This window comes from Rhodococcus sp. O3 (assembly GCF_048897285.1).
Taxonomy (GTDB): domain Bacteria; phylum Actinomycetota; class Actinomycetes; order Mycobacteriales; family Mycobacteriaceae; genus Rhodococcus.
Genome location: NZ_JBMBTE010000050.1, coordinates 22,826 through 39,221 on the forward strand (window position 1 = coordinate 22,826; position 16,396 = coordinate 39,221).

At 69.3% G+C, this 16,396-nt stretch carries 14 protein-coding genes; 13 read left to right on the forward strand and 1 reads right to left on the reverse strand.

Annotated features, from left to right (window positions below):
* Window positions 1-3: 3 nt before the first annotated feature.
* From ACN675_RS15595 to ACN675_RS15655, 13 genes are all read left to right on the forward strand, one after another.
* Entirely contained in the window at window positions 4-1,014 is a 1,011-nt protein-coding gene (locus ACN675_RS15595; RefSeq protein ID WP_420751702.1) for an ABC transporter permease, read from the forward strand.
* Window positions 1,007-1,903 (forward strand): ABC transporter permease, encoded by an 897-nt coding sequence (locus ACN675_RS15600; protein ID WP_420751703.1) that lies wholly within the window; start codon window positions 1,007-1,009, stop codon window positions 1,901-1,903. Before ACN675_RS15595 ends, ACN675_RS15600 begins: the two co-directional genes overlap by 8 nt.
* Entirely contained in the window at window positions 1,900-3,495 is a 1,596-nt protein-coding gene (locus ACN675_RS15605) for a dipeptide ABC transporter ATP-binding protein (RefSeq protein WP_420751704.1), read from the forward strand. The genes ACN675_RS15600 and ACN675_RS15605 overlap by 4 nt, the downstream gene beginning before the upstream one ends.
* Window positions 3,485-4,591, forward strand: a complete 1,107-nt coding sequence (locus tag ACN675_RS15610; RefSeq protein ID WP_420751705.1) for an LLM class flavin-dependent oxidoreductase — start codon at window positions 3,485-3,487, stop codon at window positions 4,589-4,591. The genes ACN675_RS15605 and ACN675_RS15610 overlap by 11 nt, the downstream gene beginning before the upstream one ends.
* 13 nt (window positions 4,592-4,604) lie before the next feature.
* Window positions 4,605-5,975 (forward strand): NtaA/DmoA family FMN-dependent monooxygenase, encoded by a 1,371-nt coding sequence (locus ACN675_RS15615; RefSeq protein WP_420751706.1) that lies wholly within the window; start codon window positions 4,605-4,607, stop codon window positions 5,973-5,975.
* Window positions 5,972-6,751, forward strand: coding sequence for a DUF1684 domain-containing protein (locus tag ACN675_RS15620; RefSeq protein ID WP_420751707.1), 780 nt, complete (start codon window positions 5,972-5,974; stop codon window positions 6,749-6,751). The genes ACN675_RS15615 and ACN675_RS15620 overlap by 4 nt, the downstream gene beginning before the upstream one ends.
* Window positions 6,752-6,753: 2 nt before the next feature.
* Window positions 6,754-7,902 carry an LLM class flavin-dependent oxidoreductase gene (locus tag ACN675_RS15625; protein ID WP_420751708.1) on the forward strand — a complete coding sequence of 383 codons (1,149 nt, stop codon included), beginning with the start codon at window positions 6,754-6,756 and terminating at the stop codon, window positions 7,900-7,902.
* A 47-nt stretch (window positions 7,903-7,949) separates the two neighbouring features.
* Window positions 7,950-8,426, forward strand: a complete 477-nt coding sequence (locus tag ACN675_RS15630) for a cupin domain-containing protein (protein ID WP_420751709.1) — start codon at window positions 7,950-7,952, stop codon at window positions 8,424-8,426.
* 43 nt (window positions 8,427-8,469) lie between these two features.
* Window positions 8,470-9,270, forward strand: coding sequence for a hypothetical protein (locus tag ACN675_RS15635; RefSeq protein ID WP_420751710.1), 801 nt, complete (start codon window positions 8,470-8,472; stop codon window positions 9,268-9,270).
* The gene (locus ACN675_RS15640; RefSeq protein WP_420751711.1) at window positions 9,267-9,728 is read left to right on the forward strand and encodes an RDD family protein; all 462 of its coding nucleotides are present in this window, start codon (window positions 9,267-9,269) and stop codon (window positions 9,726-9,728) included. Before ACN675_RS15635 ends, ACN675_RS15640 begins: the two co-directional genes overlap by 4 nt.
* Before the next feature lie 97 nt (window positions 9,729-9,825).
* A complete protein-coding gene (gene fgd, locus ACN675_RS15645) occupies window positions 9,826-10,839 on the forward strand; it encodes a glucose-6-phosphate dehydrogenase (coenzyme-F420) (RefSeq protein WP_420751712.1) in 1,014 nt (337 codons plus the stop codon).
* 68 nt (window positions 10,840-10,907) lie between these two features.
* Window positions 10,908-12,986 carry a phosphate acetyltransferase gene (gene pta / locus ACN675_RS15650; RefSeq protein WP_420751713.1) on the forward strand — a complete coding sequence of 693 codons (2,079 nt, stop codon included), beginning with the start codon at window positions 10,908-10,910 and terminating at the stop codon, window positions 12,984-12,986.
* Window positions 12,987-12,990: 4 nt separating this feature from the next.
* Entirely contained in the window at window positions 12,991-14,208 is a 1,218-nt protein-coding gene (locus tag ACN675_RS15655) for an acetate kinase (RefSeq protein ID WP_420751714.1), read from the forward strand.
* Window positions 14,209-14,305: 97 nt separating this feature from the next.
* Here the strand turns inward: ACN675_RS15655 and ACN675_RS15660 are convergent.
* The coding region (locus ACN675_RS15660; RefSeq protein WP_420751715.1) for a tetratricopeptide repeat protein at window positions 14,306-16,396 on the reverse strand (2,091 nt) is incomplete at its 5' end.

Genomic DNA, 16,396 nt, shown 5'->3' on the forward strand with positions numbered 1-16,396 from the left:
ATCATGGTGCGCTACCTCGGATTTCGCGTGCTCCAGGCCGTCGGTGTGCTGTGGGCGGCGTTCACGGTGTCGTTCGCGGTGCTCTACCTGCTGCCGTCCGATCCGGTGAGCATCGCGGCCGGTGCCGACGCCGGCACCCCCGTCGATGCCGCGGCGATCGAACAGCTCCAGGCGCGGTTCGGTCTCGACCAGCCGGTCGCGGTGCAGTACTGGAACGCGCTGAGTCACGCGGTCCGGGGTGACTTCGGCATCTCGATCTCCACCGGCCGGCAGGTGACCGACGCGATCGCCGACGCCCTGCCGAGCACGCTCGTGCTGGCGGCCACCGCCCTGGTGCTCGCCCTGGTGTTCGGCACGGCGGTCGCGTTCCTCGCGACCTACACCCGTGCCGGGTGGTTGCGGAGCCTGCTGTTCTCGCTTCCCCCTCTCGGTGTGGCGGTACCGACCTTCTGGGTGGGACTGATCCTGCTACAGCTCTTCTCGTTCCGGCTGAAGTTGTTCCCCGCCTTCGGAGATCAGGGCATCGAACACGTGATCCTTCCGGCGATCACGCTTGCACTGCCCACCGGCGCGGTGATCGCGCAGGTGCTCGCGACGAGCCTGCAGACGACCTGGCGACAGCCGTTCATCGAGGCGGCACGAGCGAAAGGCGCGTCACGGCTGCACATCCAGACCCGGCACGCGCTGAGACTGTCGAGCATCCCGGCCTTCACGATCGCCGGCGTCATCGTCGGCAACCTGCTCGCCGGATCGGTGGTCGTCGAGACGGTGTTCTCCCGCGCGGGCATCGGTCGACTCACCCAGATGTCGGTGATGGCGCAGGACATTCCCGTCGTGCAGGGCATCGTCGTGTTCTCGGCGACGGTGTTCGTGCTCGTGAACCTCGCGGTCGACCTGCTCTACCCCCTCGTCGATCCGCGTATCACGCACGGCGGCAGCCGCGGTGGCGCCGACGCCACGGCAGAGGACCCGACCCACGACGACACCCTCCTGGAGGTGGAGGCACGTGTCTGACACGCTGATCCTCGAGACGGTACCGGCGACCTCGCCGAAGCCGGATCCGGTCTCGCACAGAACGTTCCGTGTCCCGTCCGTCGTGACCTGGCTGCGACGCAATGTCGTGGTCGCGGTGTCCTCGGTCGTGCTGCTCCTCGCCGTCGGCTTCGCCCTGTTCCCTTCGGTTTTCGCCTCCGGAGACCCGCTGCGGGGAGTGCCGGCCGAGAAGCTGCAGGGACCGAGCCTCGCGCACTGGTTCGGCACCGACAACCTCGGCCGCGACGTCTACACCCGCGTCGTGCACGGCGCCGGGCTGTCGCTCACCGCGACCCTCGTCGCCGTCGGGATCGCCCTGGTGGTCGGCTCGCTCGTCGGTCTGCTCTCGGGCGCCCTCGGCGGCGTCGTCGACGTGGTCCTCATGCGCATCGTCGACGTGCTGCTGTCGATCCCGGCCCTGCTGCTGTCGCTCGCGCTGGTGACGGCGCTCGGCTTCGGCACGATGAACGTCGCGATCGCCGTCGGTGTGAGCCTCGTGGCGAACTTCGCCCGGGTCATGCGGTCGGAGGTGCTGCGCGTCCGCAAGGCCCTGTACGTCGAGGCGGCCTTCGCGTGCGGCGTCCGGTGGCACACGGTGCTCCGCCGGCACGTGCTGCGCAACTCGTACGCACCCGTCACGGCGCTCGCAGCCGTGGAATTCGGCATGGCGGTGCTCGCCGTGTCGTCGCTGAGCTTCCTCGGTTTCGGTGCCGTCCCGCCCACTCCCGAGTGGGGGTCGCTCATCTCGGAGGGACGCAACTATCTCGCCGCGGCGTGGTGGATGACGACGCTGCCGGGCCTGGTCATCGTGGCCGTCGTGCTCTCCGCACACCGCGTCGGTCACGCCATCGAGGGCAGGAGCGCGCGATGACCCTGCTCGAGGTCCGCGACCTGCAGGTCGCCTACGGATCGGCCCGCGAACCGGTGGTCGCGGTCGACGGCGTCGACCTCACCGTGGCGCGCGGCGAGGTGGTCGCGGTGGTAGGCGAATCCGGTTCGGGCAAGTCCACGGCCGCACAGGCGATCATCGGGCTGCTCGCCGGCACCGGACGCGTCACCGGAGGATCGGTGACCTTCGACGGTACCCGGCTGAACGACCTCTCGGAGCGGGCCTTCGAACGCATCCGCGGCGCTCGCATCGGGTTCGTTCCGCAGGACCCCACGACCTCGCTCAATCCCGTCCTCCGCGTCGGCGACCAGGTCGCCGAGGTGCTGCGCATCCACGGTCTCGCCGACAGGCGCACCGCGAGGATCGAAACACTGCGCATCCTCGAGGAGGCCGGGCTCGACGATCCTGCGCTGCGCGCGAAGCAGTACCCGCAGGAACTGTCGGGCGGGCAGCGCCAGCGCGTGCTCATCGGCATCGCCCTCGCGTGCCGCCCGGACCTGGTCATCGCCGACGAACCGACCAGCGCGCTCGACGTGACGGTGCAGCGCCGCATCCTCGACCACCTCGACGCACGGATCGCCGAGACCGGCACGGCGGTTCTGCTCATCACCCACGACCTGGGGGTCGCGGCGGACCGCGCCGACCGTATCGTCGTGATGAAGGGCGGGCGGGTCGTCGAAACCGGACCTGCCGCACAGGTACTCGCCGACCCGCAGCAGGAGTACACGCGCTCGCTCATCGCCGCGGCACCGAGCCTTGCGGAGGCGCCGGACCGTCCTGCCCTGCGCGAGGCCGCCCCGATCCTCACGGTCTCGAACGTGTCGAAGACGTTCCACATCGACCGGAAGTCCGCGCTGCACGCCGTCCGCGACGTGTCGTTCGAGGTGCCTCGCGGCGGCACCCTGGCGCTGGTCGGCGAGTCCGGATCCGGCAAGTCCACCGTCTCGCGGATCGCGATCCGGCTCGAGACGCCCACCTCGGGCGAGGTGCGGTTCGACGGTGACGACATCACCGGTTTCCGCGGACGCGCGCTGCGGGCGTTGCGCCGCCGGGTGCAGATCGTCCACCAGAACCCGTACGCATCGCTCGATCCGAAACTGCGGATCCGCGACATCGTCGCCGAACCGCTCGACGCGTTCGGCATCGGCACACGAGCCGAACGCGCCGAACACGTCGCACGCCTCCTCGATCAGGTGGCACTGTCGACGGCGCACCTGAACCGCAAACCCGCGGAACTGTCGGGAGGGCAACGGCAACGCGTCGCCATCGCCCGGGCGCTCGCGCTGCAACCCGACCTCCTCGTGCTCGACGAACCGGTCTCGGCGCTCGACGTGTCGGTCCAGGCACAGATCCTCGACCTGCTCACCGCGCTGCAGACCGAACTCGGGCTCAGCTACCTGTTCATCTCGCACGACCTCGCCGTCGTCCGGCAGATCAGCGACACGGTCGCTGTGATGCGCGCCGGCCGGGTCGTCGAATGCGGCTCCACCGCAGAAATTTTCGACAACCCACAGCACGAGTACACCCAGACGTTGCTCGAGGCCATCCCCGGGAAGGTCCATCATGTCCGATAGTTCGAAGTTGTTGCTGGCCGTCGAGTTCGCCGGCACCGGCATCCACCCGTCCTCGTGGCGCCGCGACGATTCGCGCGCCGAGGAATTGTTCACCGCCCGCTACTGGGCCGACCTCGTCGGCGCCGCAGATCGCGCGGGCGTGGACCTCGCGTTCTTCCCGGACACCTTCGGTGTCGCCTCGGACGCGAACACCGTGCGCGGCCGGCTCGAAGCCGTGGGGCTCGCCGCGCGTCTCACCGCGGCCACCACCCGAATCGGGCTCGTCCCCACCGCGACCGTCACCCACACCGAACCGTTCCACGTCGCCAAGGCGATCCAGACCGTCGACCACACCACGCTCGGGCGCGCGGGCTGGGAGGTCGCGGTGACACCGGGCACCGGGCCGGTCGCGCTGTTCGGCCGCAAGGACGAGCAGGACACCGCGTCGCTGTGGGCCGAAGCCGACGAGGCCGCCGAGGTCGCGGTACGACTGTGGGACAGCTGGGAGGACGACGCCGAGATCCGCGACGTCGCCACCGGTCGCTTCATCGACCGGGACAAGGTCCACTACATCGATTTCGTCGGCGAGTACTTCTCCGTCAAGGGATCGTCCATCGTGCCGAGGTCGCCGCAGGGGCAACCGTTGGTCGCGGTGACGGTCACCGGCGAAGAATCGTTCGAATTCGCCGCGAGGCGAGCGGATTTCGTGCGCATCCGGGCAACGAATACCGAAGCTGCGGCCGATCTCGCCACCCGAATCCGGACTGCTGCGGGGGACCGCCCGGTCCTCGTCCTGCTCGACGTCGACCTGCTGCTCGCCGCCACCGACGGCGACGCGGCCGCCGACCTCGCGCAACTCGACGCGTGGGCAGGAGCCCCGTACGTCTCCGACACGATCGTCCACGTGGGCGCCGCCGCCGGAGCCGTCGAACTCCTCGGCGACATCCGGGGTGTGGACGGGGTGACCCTGCGACCGCTCGCTCTTGCGTCGACTCTGCCGCGGCTCGTCGAGAACGTCCTGCCCGCAATCCGTCCGGTGGTCGCGCCCGCAACCGGAACCCTCCGCGACCGGCTCGGTCTGCCTCGTCCCGCCAATCGTTTCGCTTCCGCTCACTGAAGGATCGATCACCGTGTCACGCAATATCGTTCGCAAGCAGATCCACCTCGCCGCACACTTCCCGGGGGTCAACAACACCACCGTGTGGGCAGATCCGGCCTCGAAGAGCCAGATCGACTTCGAGTCGTTCGTGCACCTCGCGCGCACCGCCGAGCGCGGCAAGTTCGACTTCTTCTTCCTCGCCGAGGGATTGCGGTTGCGCGAACACCGCGGCCGCATCCACGACCTCGATGTCGTCGGCAGGCCCGACACGCTCACCGTGCTCGAGGCGCTCGCCGGCGCCACCACCCACCTGGGGCTGGCCGGCACGATCAACACCACCTTCAACGAGCCGTACGAGCTGGCGAAGCAGTTCGCGACGCTCGACCACCTGTCCGACGGCCGGGCCGCGTGGAACCTGGTCACGTCGTCGGATGCGTTCACCGGCGAGAACTTCCGTCGCGGCGGCTTCCTCGACCATTCCCAGCGCTACGTCCGCGCCGCCGAGGTGGTCGACGTGGTGCGGCAACTGTGGGACGGCTGGTCCGAACGTGGGCCCGTGATCGACCGCGAGGCCGGGATCTTCGCCGCCGACACCGACATCGCGCCGTTCGACATCCACACCACCCAGTTCGACATCGCGGGGCACTTCGAGGTGCCGCGCAGCCCCCAGGGGCATCCGGTCTTCCTGCAGGCCGGCGACTCCGACGAGGGACGCGAATTCGGGGCCGCGAAGGCCGATGCGATCTTCAGCCGCCACGGCACCCTCGAGGAGGGGCAGGCGTTCTACACCGACGTCAAGAGCCGGCTCGCGAAATACGGCCGCAGTCACGACGACCTGAAGATCCTGCCCGCCGCGGCGTTCGTCCTCGGTGACAGCGCCGAGGACGCGGAAGAACGGGCCCGGCACATCCGGTTGCAGCAGGTCGGTCCGCAGACCGCGATCGCGTTCCTCGAGCAGGTGTGGGGCCGCGACCTCTCGAACTACGACCCGAACGGGCCCCTGCCCGACATCGATCCCGAGGACAACGTGACCATCACTCGCGGTCGCGTCCGCCACGCGAAGGATCCGCGCGCGGTCGCCGAGGCGTGGCGCGCGAAGGCCGAGGCCGAGAACCTCAGCATCCGCGAACTCATCATCGAGGTCACCGCGCGTCAGCAGTTCGTCGGCACCGCCGAACAGGTCGCCGCCGAGATCGACCACTACGTGCAGACCGACGCGAGCGACGGTTTCATCCTGGTGCCGCACCTGACCCCCGGCGGCCTCGACGAGTTCGTCGACACCGTCGTGCCGCTGCTGCAGGAGCGCGGCAGTTTCCGCACCGAGTACGACGGCACCACCCTGCGCAGCCACCTGGGCCTGCGCCACCCGCACGCGACGAACGAAGGAGTCCGAGCATCGTGACCACAACACTCGACCACACCCGATTCCTCGAGGACTGGCAGCAGTGGCACGCCGCCCGCAACGACGCGCTGCGGCAGCCGCTGGGCTGGCTCAGCCTCACCGCGCTGCACTGGCTCGACGAGACCCCCACCGAATTCGACGAAGCCCCGGGTATCTGGCACACCGCCGGTGACTCGGTCGTGCACGTGCGCGGAGACGAGACCGGTACCTACGAACCGGTCGAGGGTGCTCCCGGGCTCGAGGTGGAGTTCGACGGCGGTTACGTCGAGATCATCCGCCGCACCGGACGTTTCGGCATCCGTATCCACGACCGGAATGCTCCCGCGCTCGCCGCCTTCACGGGAGTGCCGGTGTACGAACCGGATACGAAGTGGGTTCTCACCGGGCGCTTCGAAGCGTTCGACGAGTCGCGCACCCTGACCACCGGCGCCGTCGTCGACGGTCTCGAGCATCATCACAGCGCAGCCGGGCTCGTCCGGTTCGACCACGACGGCAGCGAGCACACGCTCGTCGCGTTCGGCGAGGCCGGCGGGCCGTTGCGGGTGCTGTTCACCGATGCGACCAGCGGTGTCACCACCTACCCGGCGGCAAGGACGCTCGACCTCGGTGACCCGGACGAGAACAACACCGTCACACTCGATTTCACGCGGGCAGCGAATCTGCCCTGCGCGTTCACCGACGCCGCGACCTGCCCGATCGCGCCGGCCGAGAACCGGCTCCCGTTCGCCGTCGAGGCGGGCGAACGCAATCCGCGCACATCGCAGAATCCGGAGTGACCATGGCTGTGACGAATCCGGTTCCGCTGTCCGTGCTGGACCTGTCGCCGGTCAGCGAAGGATCGACCGTGCCGCAGGCCCTGCGCAACACGGTCGATCTCGCGCGGAAGGCCGAGGCGTGGGGTTACCGGCGCTACTGGGTCGCCGAGCACCACTTCGTCGCGGTGGCCTCGTCGTCCCCGGCTGTGCTGATCGGCGCGGTCGCCGCGGCCACCAGCACCATCCGGGTCGGGGCGGCGGCGGTGCAGCTCGGCCACAACACCGCCGCGGGTGTCGTCGAAGCCTTCGGCACGCTCGACGCGTTCCACCCGGGGCGGATCGATCTCGGTCTCGGCCGTTCGGGACAGCGGCGCGCGGAAGCATTGAAGGCCGCCGCATCCGGGGTCGAGCCACCGGCGCCGCGCGCCACCGAGATCCGGGACGGCCTGGTGATCCCGCCGCAGTTCCCGACCGGCCGGATCCTCGCCTCGCCGCGTCTCGCGGCCTCGTTCGCGGCGCTCCAGCAGCCCGGCGCGCAGTCGCCGGACTTCGACGAGCAGGTCGCCGACATCCTCGCGTTGCTCGACGGCACCTACCGCACCGCCGACGGCATCGAGCTGCACGCCCATCCGGGGGAGAACGCCGACGTCGAGGTGTGGGTGTTCGGGTCCAGTGCGGGCCCGTCCGCCGCCCTCGCGGGCCGGCTCGGACTGCCGTTCGGGGCGAACTATCACGTCGCGCCGTCCAGCACGGTCGAGGCGGTCGAGGCGTACCGGGCGGCGTTCCGGCCGTCGCAGTTCCTGGCCGAACCGTATGTGGTGGTGTCCGCGGACGCCGTCGTCGCCGACGACGACGCGACCGCCCGCGACCTCGCGTCGACGTACGGGCACTGGGCACACAGCATCCGCTCGGGCCAAGGTGCCGTGCCCTACCCGGACCCGGCGACCGCGGAACCTCTCACCGCGGAGGAACGGGAACTCGTCGACGATCGTCTCGTCACCCAGTTCGTGGGTTCCCCGGGCACCGTCGCCGAACGGCTCGACACGTTGCGCCGGGTCACCGGGGCCGACGAACTGGTCGTCACGTCGGTGACGCACCGGCACGAGGACCGGCTGCGGTCCTACGAACTGCTCGCACGGGAATGGGGGCTTGCGGGGCTGCGCGCCGCCTGACCGTGTCCGGGCCGAATGTCACGGCGGTTCGGATAGGCTGAACCGCTGTGACATTCGGCGACGCGGACCGCGACGACAACGGCGAGATCCCGGAATGGGCGCGCGCTCTCGGGCTCGCGCCGCACCCCGAGGGCGGCTGGTACCGGGAGACCTGGCGCAGTGACCTCGAGCTGCCCGCCGCGGCCCTGCCCGGATATCCCGCGTCCCGCAGCGCCGGAACCGCGATCCTGTTCCTGCTCATGCCCGGGCAGCAGTCCGCGTGGCACACGGTGCGCGGTGCCGAGCTGTGGCTGTACCACCGGGGGAGTCCGGTGCTGCTCGAGATCGCGGAGCCGGGACCGGAACCCGGTGAGATCACCGAATATCTCGTCGGTCCCGACTTCGCGGAAGGACACCGGCCACAGGTCGTGGTGCCGCCCGGCCACTGGCAGCGGGCCCGGCCCGCGGGAGGCGAACCGAGCCTGGTCGGGTGCGTCGTCGTGCCCGGATTCGACTTCGACGACTTCACGCTTGCCGGCAGCTGAACCGGCACGTGCATTTCGCCGTATTCGGGTCTTTGATGAGGGTATGAGTGTCGACAAGAGTGCGGCTCCGCTGCGCCTGGCAGTCGGGTCCGCGACGGTGCTGGCAGGCGCGGTCGGGAGCGCGGTGGGCCTGAGCGTGGACCTGGCCCGCCGATTGCCCGGCGTCGCGTCGGCCCTCGACGTACTCGAAGCGCGCGGCGACGCAGCCCTGCGCGCGGCGGATACGACCGTCGACCGCGTCCTGCGCATCATCGTGCGGAAGGTCGTGCAGGCGGCGTTGCTCGAAGTGGACATTACGGCCGTCGTCCGTGACCACGTCGATCTCGACGCGATCGCCGAGGGCATCGACGTGGGCCGCATCGTCGACCGGGTCGACATCGACCAGGTGGTCGATCGTGTCGACATCGACGGGATCGTCGACCGTGTCGACATCGACAGGATCGTCGACCGGGTGGACATCGACGGGATCGCGGAGCGGGTGGACGTCGACCGGATCGCGGCCCGGGTGGACATCGAGCGGATCATCGGCCGCGTCGACATCGACGGGATCGCCGCGCGTCTGGATCTGACGCCGATCCTGGACCGTGTGGACATCGACGCGATCGCGGAGCGGGTCGACGTCGATGCGATTATCCGGCGCGTGGACCTGATCGGCCTGGCCGGCACCGTCATCGACGGGGTCGATCTGCCCGCGATCATCCGGGAATCCACCGGGACGATGTCCACCGAGGCCGTGCAGGGGGTGCGCAGTCAGGGCATGCGTGCCGACGACGCGGTCTCCGGATTCGTCGGCCGCATGTTCGGGCGGCACCCCGAGCACCCCGAGCCGGAGGAACAGGAGTGAGCGAGCACCGGCCCGCGGGCATCGTCACGCGGGGTCTCGCGGCGCTCCTGGATCTCGGCGTCGTGCTCGCCGGTATGGGCGGCCTGTACCTGTCCTGGACGCTGATGCGGCTGCTGTTCTCACCGCAGCAGTTCTCGTTCCCGGACGTGCAGGTCGTCATGTCCGTCACGACCTGCAGCGCACTGTCGGTGCTGTACCTGGCGGCGTGCTGGGCGACGACCGGCCGCACCGTCGGCTCGGTCGTGATGGGCCTGCGGGTCGTCGGGCGCAACGGGCAGCTCATGGGCTGGCTCCGCGCGCTGATTCGGGCCGGGTTCTGTGTCGTGTTCCCGGTCGGGCTGATCGTGGTCGCCGTCGATCGGCGACGACGGTCGCTGCAGGACATCGTGCTGCGGACCACGGTGGTCTACGACTGGCAGCCCGATCCTCACCTCGCCGAGCCGCACGGCGGACAGTGAAAAGCCGAGCCGCACGGCGGACAGTGAAAACTCCGCCGGAACACCGTTCCGGTCATACTCGAAGCAGATTGAGATCGAAGACATATAGGAGAACTCGGTGGCACAGGGCTTGAAGTTGGGATACAAGGCGTCCGCGGAGCAGTTCGGTCCCCGGGAACTGGTGGAGCTGGCGGTGCTGGCCGAGGAACACGGCATGGATTCGGCGACCGTGTCCGACCACTTCCAGCCGTGGCGGCACAACGGTGGGCACGCTCCCTTCTCGCTGTCGTGGATGACGGCGGTCGGCGAGCGCACGAAGCGCCTGCAGCTCGGCACCTCGGTGCTGACCCCCACGTACCGGTACAACCCGGCCGTCATCGCGCAGGCGTTCGCGACGATGGGCTGCCTGTATCCGGGGCGCGTCATGCTCGGCGTCGGCACCGGTGAGGCCCTCAACGAGATCGCCACCGGCTACCAGGGCGAGTGGCCGGAGTTCAAGGAGCGGTTCGCCCGGCTGCGCGAGTCGGTGCGGCTGATGCGCGCGCTGTGGACCGGCGACCGCGTCGACTTCGACGGCGAGTACTACACCACGAAGGGCGCCTCGATCTACGACGTGCCCGAAGGGGGCATCCCGGTGTACATCGCCGCCGGTGGCCCGGTGGTCGCACGGTACGCGGGCCGCGCCGGTGACGGCTTCATCTGCACCTCCGGAAAGGGCATGGAGCTCTACAACGACAAGCTGCTTCCGGCGGTCGCCGAGGGCGCCGAGAAGGCCGAACGGGACGTCGCGGCGATCGACAAGATGATCGAGATCAAGATCTCGTACGACACCGATCCGGACGCGGCGCTCGAGAACACCCGGTTCTGGGCTCCGCTGTCGCTCACCCCGGAGCAGAAGCACTCGATCGAGGATCCCATCGAGATGGAAGCGGCAGCGGACGCGCTGCCCATCGAGCAGGTCGCCAAGCGGTGGATCGTGGCGTCGGATCCCGACGAGGCGGTCGAGAAGGTCAAGGCGTACATCGACGCCGGGCTGAACCACCTCGTGTTCCACGCGCCGGGTCACGACCAGAAGCGTTTCCTCGAGCTGTTCGAACGGGATCTGGCGCCGCGCCTCCGCGCGCTCGCCTGATTCCGCGATCGTGCAGTGCGGGGTGTCTCACACGCGGAGTCGCCCCGCACCGCATTATGGTGGCTCCCATGAGTGCCGCTGCGGGATCCGTGTCGAGCATCTATATCGCGTCTCCCGAAGGCGACACCGGGAAATCCACGGTGGCGCTCGGCATCCTGCAGATGCTGTGCGCCTCCGCCGCCCGCGTGGGTGTGTTCCGGCCCATCGCACGCTCGGACGCCGATCGTGACTACATTCTCGAGCTGCTCCTCGAACGCATCACCGTCGACCTCGACTACGACGAGTGCGTCGGTGTCACCTACGACGAGGTGCACGCGGACCCCGATGCGGCCCTGAGCGAGATCGTGTCCCGGTACCACGCCGTCGCCGACCGGTGCGACGCCGTCGTGGTCGTCGGCAGCGACTACACCGAGATCGCGAATCCCACCGAACTGTCGTACAACGCGCGGATCGCGGCGAATCTCGACGCGCCGGTCCTGCTCGCGCTGCGCGGATCGCGCCGAACCCCCGCCGAGATCGCGCAGCTCGCCGCGCTCTCGTCCGCCGAACTCGCCGCTCACCACGCGCATCTGACCGGGATCGTCGTCAATCGCTGCAACCCGGACGAACTCGACGCCGTCGCCGCGCGGTTCGCCGGGCATCCCGTGCCGGTGTGGACGCTGCCGGAGGTTCCGATCCTGGTGGCGCCGACGATGGCCGAACTGCAGGCCGTTGTGCACGGCGACCTCTACAGCGGCGATCCCGAACTGCTGCACCGCGAAGCGTTGCGAGTCGTGGTGGGTGACATGACCGCCGAGCACATCCTCGAACGACTCACCGAGGGAGCGGCGGTCGTCGTGTCCGCCGACCGTTCGGACGCCCTGCTGGCCCTCGTCAATGCCGATGCTGCAGAAGGGTTCCCGTCACTGGCGGGCATCATCCTCAACGGCGGGCTGCGGCCCCATCCCGCGATCGCGCAGCTCGTTGTGGGTCTCGAACCCACCCTGCCCATCCTCACCACCGATCTCGGCACGTTCGACACCGCCTCCGCCGCGGACCGGACCCGCGGGCGCATGGTGCACGGTGCGCAGCGCAAGATCGACACCGCGGTCGCGTTGATGGAACAGCATGTCGACGCACCGACGCTCCTGGGCCGGCTGAGTCTTCCGCGCCCGACGGTGACGACCCCGCAGATGTTCGAATACCAGCTGATCGACCGGGCCCGCGCGCAACGCCGGCACATCGTGCTGCCCGAAGGCGACGACGACCGCATCCTCCGCGCCGCCGGCCGGGTCCTGCAACGCGGCATCGCCGACATCACGCTGCTCGGTGACGAACCGCAGATCCGACGTCGCGCCGCCGCACTCGGCATCGATCTCGGGAAGGCGGAGACGATCGACCCGCGGACCTCCGAGCTCGCCGAGCGTTTCGCCGCCGAATACACCCGGCTGCGCGCGCACAAGGGCATGAATCTCGACCGCGCCCGCGAGATCATGCGCGACATATCCTATTTCGGCACCATGATGGTCCACCTGGGGATCGCGGACGGAATGGTGTCGGGGGCCGCGCACACCACAGCGCACACCATCCGCCCGTCCTTCGAGATCATCCGCACCCGGCCCGGCGTCTCCACCGTGTCGAGTGTCTTCCTGATGTGCCTGGCGGATCGCGTTCTCGTATACGGTGACTGCGCGGTCGTACCCGACCCGTCCGCCGAGCAGCTCGCCGACATCGCGATCTCGTCCGCGGAGACCGCGGCCCGTTTCGGCATCGAGCCGCGGATCGCGATGCTGTCGTACTCGACGGGCGACTCCGGGATCGGTGCCGACGTCGACAAGGTGCGCAGTGCCACCGCGCTGGTCCGGCAGCGACGGCCGGATCTGCCGGTCGAGGGCCCGATCCAGTACGACGCCGCGATCGAGCCCACGGTCGCGAGCGCGAAACTTCCCGGCTCCGAAGTGGCCGGTCGCGCAACGGTATTCATCTTTCCCGACCTGAACACCGGCAACAATACGTACAAGGCGGTGCAGCGCAGCGCCGGCGCGGTGGCCGTCGGTCCGGTGCTCCAGGGCCTGAACAAGCCGGTCAACGACCTCTCCCGGGGCGCGCTGATCCAGGACATCGTCAACACGGTGGCGATCACCGCTATCCAGGCACAGGAGGACTGAGCCCATGACTGCCGCGAACGGAGTGACCGCCGGAACCGTGCTGGTGCTGAACTGCGGTTCGTCGTCGATCAAGTTCCAGCTGATCCATCCGGAGACTGCGGAGTCGGTGGTGTACGGGCTGATCGAGCGGATCGGTGAGCCGGAGGGCCGGATCGTCTTCCGCCACGCCGCCGGAACCGAAGAGAAACTCGGACCCATCGCCGATCACCGGACGGGACTCCGCATCGTGCTGGACATGGTCGAGGGGCTCGGACGGTCGCTGCACGAGGCCGGCATCATCGCGGTGGGCCACCGGCTCGTGCACGGCGGAGGGCTGTTCTACGAGCCGACGCTCATCGACGACGCGGTGGTGCGCGCGGTGGACGACCTGTCCACGCTTGCGCCCCTGCACAACCCGGCCAACGTCATCGGCATGGAGGTCGCCCGCGCGGTGCTGCCCGACATTCCGCACGTCGGCGTGTTCGACACCGCGTTCTTCCACGACCTGCCGGCCGCGGCCGCGACGTACGCGATCGATCGGGAGATCGCGGCCGCGCACGGCATCCGCCGGTACGGGTTCCACGGCACCTCACACGAATACGTCTCGCGGCGGGCGGCGCAGTTCCTCGGCCGCGACTACTCCGAGCTCGATCAGATCGTGTTCCACCTGGGGAACGGGGCATCGGCGGCTGCGATCGCGGGTGGCCATCCGATCGACACCTCGATGGGGCTGACCCCCCTCGAGGGCCTGGCCATGGGAACGCGCTGCGGCGACGTCGATCCGGGTGTGCTCATGCACCTGAAGCGCAGCGCCGGTATGGATGTCGAGGCGATCGACGACATGTTGAACCACAGCTCGGGACTCAAGGGGCTGTGCGGTGTCAACGACTTCCGGGCGTTGATCCGGCTGATCGAGGAGGGATCGGCGGACGCGAAACTCGCCTACGACGTGTACGTGCACCGGATGCGGAAGTACCTCGGCGCGTACATGATCGAGCTCGGCGGCGTCGATGTGATCGTCTTCACCGGCGGGGTGGGGGAGCACAGGGCCGAGGTCCGGCTGGACGCTCTGGCTGGGCTGGAACGGCTCGGGATCGTCGTCGACCCCGAGCAGAATGCGGCCGAGCGTGAGGACGAACGGCGCATCTCCGCCCCGGAATCGAAGGTGGAGGTGCTGGTGATCCCGACCAACGAGGAACTGGCCATCGCCCGGGCCGCGGCCGCGTTCGCGGAGAGCGCGTAGGGTCGGCCGTCGGGTCCGCCGACAGACAAGACATCCGCGCGCTGTCGGCTGCGCGCGGATATCCACCGGCCGCGGGTTCGGTGGACAGATGCCGCGGTCAGAGGAGGCTGCGAGGGCGGATCGCGTTCGCCAGGTCGACGAGGGTGTAGCGGTGCGTGCGCGCCGGTGCGCTGCGCGCCAGCGCCCGCAGCGCCGCCTCGGTGCCCTTCCGCAGTCCCTTCTCGGTGAACGGGACCCCGAGGATCGGATCGAGGGACTTCCGGGAGGCGTGGCCGGCGCGCACCCACTCGAGAGCCGTGCCCAGCACCAGTGTGCGCATCTGCAGGGCGCGACCCTCGTCGACGGGCAGCGCGTCGACACGGTGCGCGGCCTCGCGCAGTTCGGCCTCGGTCACGTCGTCGATCGGTCTGTCGTGCAACATGATCAGGATGCTCGTCATGCTGGCGACACTGTGGTGCCGGGACGTCGCGGGCACCTGGTCGAGGGTCGCGACCGCGCCGGTCAGGTCGTGACGGTCGGCGAGCTGGCGGGCCAGTCCGAACGCGGCACTGACGATGTTGTGGTCGGTGCGCCACACCGTCCGGTAGTAGTTCTCACAGAACTGCCGCCACGCCTCCGGATCGTCGCTCTCCCAGTGCTGGAGAATGAGTTCCGCGGTCGCGGCCAGGGCGATCTTCGGGGCGGTCTCGCCGGGCAGCGCCTCGAGCACCCGTTCGAATCGGTCGAACGCCGTCTGGAATTCGCCGAGCAGCAGCGCGGCGATCCCGGCGTGCCAGTCGATCCGCCAGTCCATGCCCAGGTCGCGTTCGAGATTGCGGAGGATCTCCTCGGCCCGTTCCCCGTGCCCGAGGTCGAGGTGGGCGCGGACCTCGGCGAGGGTGATCTCGCGGGAGAACGAGACGTCGGCGGTGCCCACGACGCGTTCGAGCCCGTTGTCGCGGGCGTGCCGCAGCGCGTCGAGTGTCTGCTGGGGCTCGCTGTGCACGGCAGCGGCGAGCAAGGCCGCGCTGGGATCGTTCGGGTCGAGCAACGGAACCGGAAGGGCCCCGGCCACATCCCGTGCGGAGATGTTCTTGTCGCGGGCGATGCCGTCGACGAACACGTCGGTCTGCGCGACGGCCTCGTCGGTCCCGAAGGTGGTGCGCTGGCGGCTGAACTTCGCCGACAGGCCGGGGTGCTCGTTGCCCGTCTGCTGGGACAGGACCTCGCGCAGCACGCCGGTGAGCTGACCGGCCATCTCGTCGGCGGACCGGAACCGCCGTTCCGGGTCGGGATCGGTGGCGCGCAACAGCAATCGATGGAACGAGTCGTACTCGGCGAGCAACGGTGCCTGTTCGGCCGTGGGCAGCCCGTCGACGTAGCGGCCCTTGTCGACGGGCAGATCCAACGTCAGCGCCGCCAGGGTCCGGCCCGCGGTGTAGATGTCGGTGGCCGGAGTCGGCCCGGTGCGGACGATTTCGGGGGCCTGGTAGCCCGGAGTGCCGTAGAGGTAGCCGTAGTCCTCGATGCCCGAGACCGCCCCGAGGTCGATCAGTTTGGTCTGCTCGTCGGTGACCATGATGTTCTCGGGTTTGAGGTCGTTGTAGACCAGCCCGATCTCGTGCAGATAGCCGAGGGCGGGCAGGACGTCGAGTATGTACGCGATGGCCTGCTCGATGGGCATCCGGTCCGGTTTGGTGTAGGTGTCGAGGATCTCGCGCAGGGTGTGCCCGCCGACGTACTCCATGACGATGTATCCCATCGGGACACCGTCCGGCCGCGGATGTTCGACGAAGTTGTAGATCCGGACGATGCTCGGGTGCGAAACCTCGGCGAGGAACTGCCGTTCGGCCATCGCGACCGCCTGCGCCTCGGCGTCGCCGGCGTGCAGCAGGCCCTTGAGCACGACCCAGCGATCGCTGACGTTGCGGTCGACGGCCAGGTAGATCCAGCCCAGCCCACCGTGCGCGAGACAGCCCTTCACCTCGTACTGCCCGGCGACGAGATTTCCGGGCGCGAGATTCGGGGTGAACTCGAACGGCGTGCCACACGACGGGCAGGTGCCCGAGGAGGCTCCGGGACCGGACGCGGTGCTGCGGCCCACCGGTTTTCCGCACTTCCAGCAGAACCGTTTGCCCTCGGCGACCCGCGGATCGCGCAAGACGACGGTCGCCGGATCGAGCGGCGCCGGAACGGGAACGTCGACGAG

Coding starts and splice junctions, on each gene's coding strand:
- ACN675_RS15655 (WP_420751714.1), top strand. CDS start 12,991: ATGACTGCCGCGAACGGAGTGACCGCCGGAACCGTGCTGGTGCTGAAC.
- pta (WP_420751713.1), top strand. CDS start 10,908: ATGAGTGCCGCTGCGGGATCCGTGTCGAGCATCTATATCGCGTCTCCC.
- ACN675_RS15595 (WP_420751702.1), top strand. CDS start 4: ATGGTGCGCTACCTCGGATTTCGCGTGCTCCAGGCCGTCGGTGTGCTG.
- ACN675_RS15610 (WP_420751705.1), top strand. CDS start 3,485: ATGTCCGATAGTTCGAAGTTGTTGCTGGCCGTCGAGTTCGCCGGCACC.
- ACN675_RS15605 (WP_420751704.1), top strand. CDS start 1,900: ATGACCCTGCTCGAGGTCCGCGACCTGCAGGTCGCCTACGGATCGGCC.
- ACN675_RS15625 (WP_420751708.1), top strand. CDS start 6,754: ATGGCTGTGACGAATCCGGTTCCGCTGTCCGTGCTGGACCTGTCGCCG.
- ACN675_RS15635 (WP_420751710.1), top strand. CDS start 8,470: ATGAGTGTCGACAAGAGTGCGGCTCCGCTGCGCCTGGCAGTCGGGTCC.